This is a genomic window from Streptomyces sp. NPDC002265 (assembly GCF_040296125.1).
In the GTDB taxonomy this organism is placed as follows: Bacteria; Actinomycetota; Actinomycetes; order Streptomycetales; family Streptomycetaceae; genus Streptomyces.
Window position 1 is genome coordinate 1 of sequence record NZ_JBEOWS010000379.1, and the last position, 8,895, is coordinate 8,895.

The following is an 8,895-nucleotide window of genomic DNA, read 5'->3' on the forward strand; positions in this document are numbered from 1 at the left end:
GGCCGCCGCTGCGGGAGAGCACCAGGGCCGTGTCCCTCCCCTGCGCGGGGGCGGGACACGGCCCTTGGACGTGCCGGTGGCGTGCCGGTACGGATCTTCCGCTCGCGTCGTCCGGTCAGTACCGCGGACGGTTGAACCAGGCGGCGCCGGACGGGGCGATCATCGCCGCCGCCATGACGCCGCCGAAGCCGATCCACAGCAGCGCCCACACGAAGGCGGCCGAGGACTTGGCGTCGGCCGCGCCGATCAGGATGAGGACGCCGAAGAGGGCGCCCAGGATGCCGTAGATCATGGTGGTGATGCGGATGCCCTGGCCGCCGCGGGAGAACTTCACGCCCAAGGTGATCGACAGTGCCGTCAGGCCCAGGAAGATCACCCCGATGACGACGATGATGCCCGCCGACGCGTGACCGAGGTCGGAGAAGCCGTTCCTGCCGAACGTGTCCTCGCCCGAGTTGGAGGCGTCGTTGACCGCGGCGGCGCCGAGGATCATCAGGAGGCCGCCGATGGCCTGCACCGCCGCCACGATGTAGAGCAGGACCCGCGCGGTCGTCATCAGGCCCGGCATCGTCTGCGGCATCGCGTTCACACCCGCGTAGCCGGGGTACGCCTGCTGCGGGTATCCGTAGCCCTGCTGCGGCGGGACGCCGGGCGGCTGCTGGGGGTAGCCGTAACCGGGCGCGGCCGGCGGCTGCTGGGGCGGCTGCCCGTAGGGGTTGTTCGGGTCGCCGAAACTCATGGCGGTCCTTCCTCCGTGTTGCCCAGGTGCGGGGACGACGCGCGGCACGGTTTCGGAGGAAAGTTCTACAGATGCGGTCCGTCCCCCCGGTACTGCCCGCGACACTGTGCTGCTCATCGTTCTTTAGACGCCTCTTACTTGTCCAGCGGCATTCCGCATGTGTTGTGCAAGTGCAACATCGCCGATCATGGGCGGATACTGCGGATTCGGCTGGTATGGCGGATACGGGCGCCGCGCGACGGACCCGGATTGGAACACGGGGGCGGTCATCCGGGAGGATGGGGTCATGACCGCCCAGATTCTCGATGGCAAGGCCACCGCAGCCGAGATCAAGTCCGATCTGACCGTCCGCGTTGCGGCGCTGAAGGAGAAGGGCGTCACGCCCGGCCTCGGCACGATCCTCGTCGGGGACGACCCCGGCAGCCAGAAGTACGTCGCAGGAAAGCACCGCGACTGCGCCGAGGTCGGCATCGCGTCCATCCAGCGCGAACTGCCCGCCACCGCCACGCAGGACGAGATCGAGGCGGTCGTGAGGGAGCTGAACGACGACCCGGCGTGCACCGGCTACATCGTCCAGCTGCCGCTGCCCAAGGGCATCGACGAGAACCGCATCCTCGAACTGATGGACCCGCACAAGGACGCCGACGGCCTGCACCCGACCAACCTCGGCCGTCTGGTGCTCAACGAGCCCGCCCCGCTGCCCTGCACCCCCAACGGTGTGCTGACGCTGCTGCGCCGCTACGGCGTGGAGACCAAGGGTGCCGAGGTGGTGGTCGTCGGACGTGGCGTCACCATCGGGCGTTCGATGCCGCTGCTGCTGACGCGGCGCAGCGAGAACGCGACGGTGACCCAGTGCCACACCGGCACCCGTGACCTGTCCGCCCACCTCAAGCGGGCCGACATCATCGTCGCCGCGGCCGGCTTCGCGCACCTGATCCGTCCCGAGGACGTCAAGCCGGGTGCCGCCGTCCTCGACGTCGGTGTCTCGCGCAACGCCGAGGGCAAGATCGTCGGGGATGTCCACCCGGGCGTCGCCGAGGTGGCCGGCTTCATCTCCCCGAACCCGGGCGGGGTCGGCCCGATGACCCGTGCCCAGCTGCTCGTCAACGTGGTCGAGGCGGCGGAGCGCAGTGCCGGCTGAGGCGGACGAGACCCGGAAGGAGGCCGCAGGGACCTCCGCGCAGACCTCCGCACGGACCTCCGTACGGGCGTCCGCGCAGGTCACCGCGGCGGACCCTGCGGAGGGCGACGTGCGGAACGGGAGCCGGGACGGTGAGCGGGCCGGCGGACAGGCCGACGCCCGCGCCGAGGGGCAGGGCGGCCGACAGGCCGACGCCGCCGACGACGGGCAGGCCGGTGAGCAGGGCGGTGAGCAGGCGGACGCGGAGCTCACGGTCCGCGACCCGGTCAGCGCGCCCGATGCAAGCGGCAAGCCGAAGCGCGCCACGCGCCGGTTCCCGCTGTTCACCAAGGACACCGCGCGCCCCGAGGGTGGCGGCCGGGCCGCGCCCGGCGACGCCCCGGCCCCGGCGCGGCAGTGGCCGATCCTCGCCGTGCTGGTCGTGGTCGGGCTGGGCCTGCTGCTGACGGCGCTGGACCAGTTCCGGGTCGGGACGATCCTGATCGGCGCCGCCCTCCTCGCCGGAGCGGTCATGCGCTGGATACTGCCCGGCGTCGGCATGCTCGCGGTGCGCTCCCGCTTCACGGACATCGCGACCTACGGCGTGCTGGGCCTCGCCATCGTGCTGCTCGCCCTGATGGCGCAGCCGAACCCGTGGCTGGTGATCCCCTTCCTGAAGGGCGCCCTGCACTTCAGCGTCAGCGGCTGATTCCCGCGTACGACGTACGGCGGTCCGTCCTCACCCCCGTCGGAGGACGGCCCGCCGCCGGACACCACCCTCCCCCGCCGCGAACGCGCGGTTCAACCGCTGCAGATGCGCTGTGTCACGGAAGTGACCGTTCCGCTACCGTGTCCGCGCCATGCCACAAGCGTGCTGCCGCGAGCGTGCTGCCGTCGGCGTGAAGCCCTCGGTGTGAAGCCCTCGGTGTGAAGCCGCCGGTGTGATGCCTCGACCGGGTGATCCGGAGGCATTTGAGGCACGTGAGGTCACGCTTGTGTGCCCACTGTGTCGATGAGTTGACAAGTTCGGAAAGCGACCCGAATCGGGCGTACACCGCGACTAACGTGTCCAATCAGGACGGTCCGGGACGTCCGCCGATCAGTCGGGCGTGCAGAGGTGCACGCGCGCGGTCCGCACGCTCCCGTGCGCCTTCACCCCGGGAACTGGGACCACGGCCGGGCGCATCCCTGTGGGTAGCCGGAACGGGGACCTGGCGGAGGGCGTCACGCACGGGAACGAGCGGCACCTGCCGGGGGGAAGAGGGGGGTTCGATGCCTCGTTGGAGAGCCTTGCCGGATGAACTCGATCCGCAGGTGGGGGAGTTCGTCAGCCAGTTACGGCGGCTGGTGGACCGCGGCGGTCTGAGCATCTCGGCGGTGGCCGACCGTACGGGCTACAGCAGGACGTCCTGGGAGCGCTATCTCAACGGCCGGCTCCTGGCGCCCAAGGGGGCGATCGTGGCCCTGGCCGAGGTCACCGGCACCAGTCCGGTCCATCTGACCACCATGTGGGAACTCGCCGAACGCGCCTGGAGCCGTTCGGAGATGCGTCACGACATGACCATGGAAGCCTTCCGGATCTCCCAGGCGCGGGCCGCGCTGGGGGAGTTCGGCGCCCCGTCCGTGGGCACCGACCCGCCCGGGAAGGGCAGAGCGGCCCGCCAGGGCGGCGGTGCCATGGTGACCCCCGGGATCGCGGGCCCCGCGGGTGTCGCCCCGACGGTGCCGCAGCAGCCGGGACGACCCGACGTCGACGCCCGGCAGCGCGACCAAGCCGCCCGCCGCGGTTCGGGCCCGCGCCCGGGTCCGTACGGCGCCCCGCCGCAGGGGGAGGGACCGGGGACCGGCGGGCCGGGGGCCGACGGTCCGGTCGGCTCGCCCGGAAAGCGGCGGGCGACGATGTTCCTCGCGGGTCTCGTCGGTGTCCTCGTCGTCATGGCCGGGGTGTTCTGGTTCGCCACCGACGACGGCGACGGCAAGGGCGAGGCGGGGGCGGCCGGTTCACCCTCGGTGTCGGCCGGCACCACCGCCGCGCTGCCCGCCGGGGTGAAGTGCAGCGGAGCGGGCTGCACCGGCAAGGACGCGGAGAGCATGGGGTGCAGCGGCGCCCTGGTGGCCACCGCCGAGAGGGCGACCGTCGCCACGACCGTCGTCGAGGTCCGCTACAGCGCGACCTGCAAGGCCGCGTGGGGTCGCATCACGGGCGCCACGCAGGGGGACAAGGTCCAGGTCACCGTCGGTACGGCCCGGCAGTCCGGGAGCATCACGGCCGCCGGGGACACCATCGCGTACACGCCGATGCTGGCCGTGCGGGACGCGGGCGAGGCGAAGGCGTGCGCGACCCTGGCGTCCGGACGCCAGGGGTGCACGCGGTAGCGGTCCGGACCGAAAGGCGCAGCACGTGGCGGCGGTCCGAGCCGTGGTGGTGTCGGCCGTGTCGGCCGTCGTGCGGGCCGCAGTGGAGCGAGCCGTGGGGTGCGACCGGCGTCACGAAACAATTCGGTGCCGGACAGGCATGACCGTCGGCATCCGGGGCAGGCGGACATCACCCCCACGGGAGTCCGGCAATCCGGCACCCCCACGGCGGCCGCCCACGTCCCCCTCTCCCGGACCGGCGGCCGCCGCTTTCACGCTCCGGGCCGTAAGCCCTGCCGTCGTGCGTACCCTCCGGGTCGTAAGTCCGGCCGCCGGGTACGCCGTCCGGGTCGTAGGCCCCGCCGCGACGCTCACCCTCCGGGCCGCAGGACCGCCGTCGTGCTCACCCTTCCGGCGATACGCCAACCGCCGTATTTCCGCCCGGACGTTCGCCCGGTCGGCGTCCCTCTGTGGGGCGGGCCACAGGGGTCCGCGCATCCGGCGTCCCGGAGGCGCGATAGCCTGACCGCTGGATCTCTCTTGACGCCAAGAGATCGATCATTCGTACCAGTGATCGATCATCGCGGCCGGCGCCGGTCACGAGCCGACGGCGGGGATCCCGAACCCCCGGGGCAGGGACGCCCCACCGCCAGCTGTCATACGGAGAACGCCATGACCCGCACTCCCGTGAACGTCACCGTCACCGGCGCGGCCGGCCAGATCGGTTACGCCCTGCTCTTCCGCATCGCCTCCGGTCAGCTGCTCGGCGCGGACGTGCCGGTCAAGCTTCGCCTTCTCGAGATCACCCCGGCGCTCAAGGCCGCCGAGGGCACCGCCATGGAGCTGGACGACTGCGCGTTCCCGCTGCTCCAGGGCATCGACATCAGCGACGACCCGAACGTCGCCTTCGACGGCGCCAACGTCGCCCTCCTCGTGGGCGCCCGCCCGCGCACCAAGGGCATGGAGCGCGGCGACCTGCTGTCCGCCAACGGCGGCATCTTCAAGCCGCAGGGCAAGGCCATCAACGACCACGCCGCGGACGACATCAAGGTCCTCGTCGTCGGCAACCCGGCCAACACCAACGCGCTCATCGCGCAGGCCGCCGCTCCGGACGTACCGGCCGAGCGCTTCACCGCGATGACCCGTCTGGACCACAACCGCGCGCTGACCCAGCTCGCGAAGAAGACCGGCACCACCGTCGCGGACATCAAGCGTCTGACGATCTGGGGCAACCACTCCGCCACCCAGTACCCCGACATCTTCCAGGCCACGGTCGCCGGCAAGAACGCCGCCGAGGTCGTGAACGACGAGAAGTGGCTGGCCGAGGACTTCATCCCGACCGTCGCCAAGCGCGGCGCCGCGATCATCGAGGCCCGTGGCGCGTCCTCCGCGGCCTCCGCCGCCAACGCCGCCATCGACCACGTGCACACGTGGGTCAACGGCACGGCCGACGGCGACTGGACCTCCATGGGCATCCCGTCGGACGGCTCCTACGGCGTCCCGGAGGGCCTGATCTCCTCCTTCCCCGTCACCACCAAGGACGGCAAGTACGAGATCGTCCAGGGCCTGGACATCAACGAGTTCTCGCGTGCCCGCATCGACGCCTCCGTCAAGGAGCTCGAGGAGGAGCGCGAGGCCGTCCGCGCCCTCGGCCTCATCTGAGCCGTCCTCGGCCGACCGCGCCTTCGCGGTTCTGTCACGACCTCGCACAGGCCCTGTTCCGGTTACGACCGGAACGGGGCCTGTGGCCGTTTTCGCCGCTACCGTCGCAAGTGGTGGCCAACAGGGCGTTCGGGGGGTCCGCGATGGACGCATTCGGATGGGACGGCTCCGGCCCGGCGCGCGAGCCGGGTGCCGGGCGTGAGACCGGCTTCGGCCATGGGCAGAGTTCAGGGCGTGAGCCGAGCCCGGGGCGCGAGCCCGGTTCCGGGCACGAGCCGAGCTCGGGGCACGAGTCGAGTTCGGGCCGTGAGCCCGGCTCCGGGTACGAGTCGGGCGGGGAGGGCTCCGCGCCGCCGTGGGCGTCCGCCGAGACCCGGACCGGCACGGCGCTGCCACCGCCGTGGACACCCCCGCCGGACCACCCCGTGACTCCCCTCCCGCCGCCCTGGACGCCCGCCGCCGGTCATCCCCGGGCTCCCGCTCCTGCCTCCGCCCCCGTCCGTGCCCGGGTGGCGCGACTGCTGCTCGTGATCACCGCCACGGTCGTCCTCGGCGCGGGCGTCGGGACCGGGCTCTGGTACCTCACCCGCGATCCCGCCACCCGGCCCGGGGCGGTCCCGACCGTCGCCGCCCCGGCCGCCGGGGGCACCTCGGCCACCGACGACACGGCCGCCTCCGCGGACACCGCGACCACCCCGGCCACCGACGCCGACGCGACCTCGGTGCCGCCCGCGGACACGGCACCGGCGAAGTCGCCCGCCGCGCCGACCGGGCCGGCCGCCCCGGGCTACGGCACGGTCCGTGACCCGGTCGGTTACTCCGTGACCGTCCCCGAGGGCTGGAGCCGCAGGCAGAAGCAGGGCGAGCTGGCCCCGGTCGTCTCCTACGACTCCCCGGCCGACGGCCGCCGGCTTCAGATCTTCGCGCTCGCCGAGAGCACCCCGGCCGAGTCGCTGGACCTCGCCGAGCACGACCCCGGTTACGGCTTCGCCCGCCAGCCCGGCTACCGGGTCCTCGACCGCCGGTCCGACACCGCGTGGTCCGAGCTGACCTACCGCTACGACGACGCGGACGGCGGCCCCCGCCAGGTGATCGACCACCGCTTCCGGGCCGCCGACGGCACGCTCTACGCGATCCGCTCCAGCGGCCCCGAGAACCTTGCCGCCGGCCTGGTCCGCGTCCCGCTCACCACGGCCGTGGCGTCCTTCTGCCCGGTGGGCGCGCGGTGCGGCTGAGCCAGGCCGCCCGCCGCCTCACGCGGTTCACTCCAGGCCGCGCTTGCCCGGCGCCCAGAACGGCTTGGTGAGCACGGAGCGCCGGTCCCAGCCGGCCTCCCGCAGCACCTGCCGCACCCGCTGCACGGTCCGCGCCTCCCCCGCGACATACGCCACCCCGCCCGGTTCGGGCGCCAACTCCCGTACGGCGTCGGGGAGTGCGACGGTGCCCCGGACCAGCCAGCCGATCCGCTCGCCGTGCGCGAGCGGCAGCCGGTCGGCGGCCGACCCGGTCTCCACGCGGCCGGAGACCCGGGCCGTCGCGGGCAGTGCGGCGAGCATCGCGCCGAACGCGACGGCGGCGGTCTCGTCCCCGGCGAACACATGGTGGGTGGCGTCGGGGGGCACCGTGAACGACCCTTCGGGCCTGCTCAGCCGGACCTCGTCGCCCACCGCCGCGGCCCGTGCCCACAGCGCCCCAGGCCCGGCGCCGGGGTGGTCGAGCACGCACAACTCCAGGGCGCCTTCGGGGTCGTAGCGCCAGACCGAGTACGTTCGGCGGGTCAGCCCGCTGGTGACGTGCACCCGCACCTGCTGCCCGGGGCGCACGTCGAGCCCCGCGAGGGCGTGGCCCTCCAGGCGCAGGCGGCGCATCCGGGCCGCGACGGGTTCGGCCTCGGTGACCGTGGCGCGCAGCGTCAGCAGGTCGAGTACCGGATCCAGAAGTGCGGGCATGACCGCTCCTTGCCGTTCAGTGGTGGGGGTGCGTGGGGCGCGCGGGTGGCGAAGTCGGCAGGGGGGTGCGGGAGTTGCGCCATGCTATCTGACGGAACGCGATAGTACGCGTTCCGTTCCTGACGCGACAGTACGCGTCTTTCCGCCGCCGTACCCGGCGATCACGAGGGCCGTCGCCGCCGACATCAGCAGCGCGACCGTGCGCAGCGCCGGGACCATGCCGTGGGTGAGGCCGGGGTGGGAGGAGAGGATCGTGCCGGTGACCGCGACGCCGAGGGCCGCGCCGATCTCGCGGGCCGAGGTGCCGAGCCCCGAGTCGAGCCCGGCCTGGTGGGCGGGGAGCGAGGAGACGACGCCCAGGGTCAGCGCGGGCATCGACAGACCGGTGCCCGCCGAGATCACCAGCAGCCAGGCCAAGTCGACGCGCCGTTCCTGCGCGAGGGCACCGCCGACCTGGAGGTCGGGGTGATCGACGCGGCCTCCCGCGACGTGCACACCGAAATCCTGCACGAGGACCGCATGGTGGGCGTGGCGCGCGCCGGACACCCGCTGCTGGACGGCGAGTTGACGCCCGAGCGGTTCGCCGCCGCCGATCACCTCATCGTGTCCCGGCGCGGCAGGCTGCACGGCCCCGTCGACACCGCGCTCGCCGAACTCGGCCTCGGCCGACGGGTGGTGGGCACCGTCGGTACCTTCCCCGCCTCGCTGTTCGTGGTCTGCGACACCGACCTCGTGGGACTGATCAGCTCCTGGGGCCTGTCGCTCGCGGCCACCCTGGGCCTCGCCGTCTTCGAGGTCCCGCTCGGCCTGCGCCCGCTGCGCCTGGGCATCGCCTGGCACCCCCGGCGCGACGCCGACCCGGCCCACGCCTGGCTGCGCGGCGCGGTCAAGGACATCCTGGCCGACCGGTCGGCCGCGGCAGCAGCTCTTCGGTGATCTCCACGTCGGCCGACACGGGCACGTCCACGGCCCGGCAGATCCGCGCCACCGCGGCGAACATCTCGTCGGCCGGGGTCTGCCCGTCGACGTGCCCGAGCGCGGCCGCGACGCCCGCGCTCCGGGTGGCCGGC

At 73.2% G+C, this 8,895-nt stretch carries 8 protein-coding genes and 2 pseudogenes; 6 read left to right on the forward strand and 4 right to left on the reverse strand.

Annotated features, from left to right (window positions below; all coding sequences use genetic code 11):
* Positions 1-115 precede the first annotated feature (115 nt).
* On the reverse strand, positions 116-739 hold the full coding sequence (locus tag ABT085_RS39675; protein ID WP_351619838.1) for a hypothetical protein: 624 nt from the start codon (positions 737-739) through the stop codon (positions 116-118).
* Positions 740-1,025: 286 nt separating this feature from the next.
* Here ABT085_RS39675 and ABT085_RS39680 point away from each other — a divergent pair, with 286 nt between their 5' ends.
* The 5 genes from ABT085_RS39680 to ABT085_RS39700 all read left to right on the forward strand — a co-directional run bounded on the left by ABT085_RS39680 (position 1,026) and on the right by ABT085_RS39700 (position 7,111).
* On the forward strand, positions 1,026-1,880 hold the full coding sequence (locus ABT085_RS39680; RefSeq protein WP_351619841.1) for a bifunctional methylenetetrahydrofolate dehydrogenase/methenyltetrahydrofolate cyclohydrolase: 855 nt from the start codon (positions 1,026-1,028) through the stop codon (positions 1,878-1,880).
* Between the two features lie 109 nt (positions 1,881-1,989).
* On the forward strand, positions 1,990-2,568 hold the full coding sequence (locus tag ABT085_RS39685; RefSeq protein ID WP_351619854.1) for a DUF3017 domain-containing protein: 579 nt from the start codon (positions 1,990-1,992) through the stop codon (positions 2,566-2,568).
* A gap of 581 nt (positions 2,569-3,149) precedes the next feature.
* Positions 3,150-4,235, forward strand: a complete 1,086-nt coding sequence (locus ABT085_RS39690) for a helix-turn-helix domain-containing protein (RefSeq protein WP_351619844.1) — start codon at positions 3,150-3,152, stop codon at positions 4,233-4,235.
* A 651-nt stretch (positions 4,236-4,886) separates the two neighbouring features.
* Complete coding sequence (locus ABT085_RS39695; RefSeq protein ID WP_351619846.1) at positions 4,887-5,876, forward strand: malate dehydrogenase; 990 nt, start codon at positions 4,887-4,889, stop codon at positions 5,874-5,876.
* 143 nt (positions 5,877-6,019) lie between these two features.
* Positions 6,020-7,111: a serine/threonine kinase C-terminal domain-containing protein gene (locus ABT085_RS39700; RefSeq protein WP_351619849.1), complete on the forward strand. Its 1,092-nt coding sequence runs from the start codon at positions 6,020-6,022 to the stop codon at positions 7,109-7,111.
* Between the two features lie 27 nt (positions 7,112-7,138).
* On the opposite strand, the gene ABT085_RS39705 is transcribed toward ABT085_RS39700, so the two are convergent.
* Together ABT085_RS39705 and ABT085_RS39710 are read right to left on the reverse strand one after the other, a co-directional pair.
* A complete protein-coding gene (locus tag ABT085_RS39705) occupies positions 7,139-7,825 on the reverse strand; it encodes a siderophore-interacting protein (protein ID WP_351619851.1) in 687 nt (228 codons plus the stop codon).
* Positions 7,826-7,909: 84 nt separating this feature from the next.
* Positions 7,910-8,320: a hypothetical protein gene (locus tag ABT085_RS39710; RefSeq protein ID WP_502982933.1), complete on the reverse strand. Its 411-nt coding sequence runs from the start codon at positions 8,318-8,320 to the stop codon at positions 7,910-7,912.
* Here ABT085_RS39710 and ABT085_RS39715 point away from each other — a divergent pair.
* Positions 8,243-8,761, forward strand: a pseudogene (locus ABT085_RS39715) (LysR substrate-binding domain-containing protein); the annotation flags it as partial. The gene ABT085_RS39710 and the pseudogene ABT085_RS39715 sit on opposite strands and share 78 nt — an antisense overlap.
* Here ABT085_RS39715 and ABT085_RS39720 read toward each other — a convergent pair.
* Positions 8,739-8,895, reverse strand: a pseudogene (locus tag ABT085_RS39720) (isocitrate lyase/phosphoenolpyruvate mutase family protein); the annotation flags it as partial. The pseudogenes ABT085_RS39715 and ABT085_RS39720 overlap by 23 nt on opposite strands.

Excerpts from the sequence above, each read along its gene's own strand:
- ABT085_RS39705 (WP_351619851.1), bottom strand. The coding sequence starts at position 7,825 with ATGCCCGCACTTCTGGATCCGGTACTCGACCTGCTGACGCTGCGCGCC.
- ABT085_RS39680 (WP_351619841.1), top strand. The coding sequence starts at position 1,026 with ATGACCGCCCAGATTCTCGATGGCAAGGCCACCGCAGCCGAGATCAAG.
- ABT085_RS39675 (WP_351619838.1), bottom strand. The coding sequence starts at position 739 with ATGAGTTTCGGCGACCCGAACAACCCCTACGGGCAGCCGCCCCAGCAG.
- ABT085_RS39695 (WP_351619846.1), top strand. The coding sequence starts at position 4,887 with ATGACCCGCACTCCCGTGAACGTCACCGTCACCGGCGCGGCCGGCCAG.
- ABT085_RS39700 (WP_351619849.1), top strand. The coding sequence starts at position 6,020 with ATGGACGCATTCGGATGGGACGGCTCCGGCCCGGCGCGCGAGCCGGGT.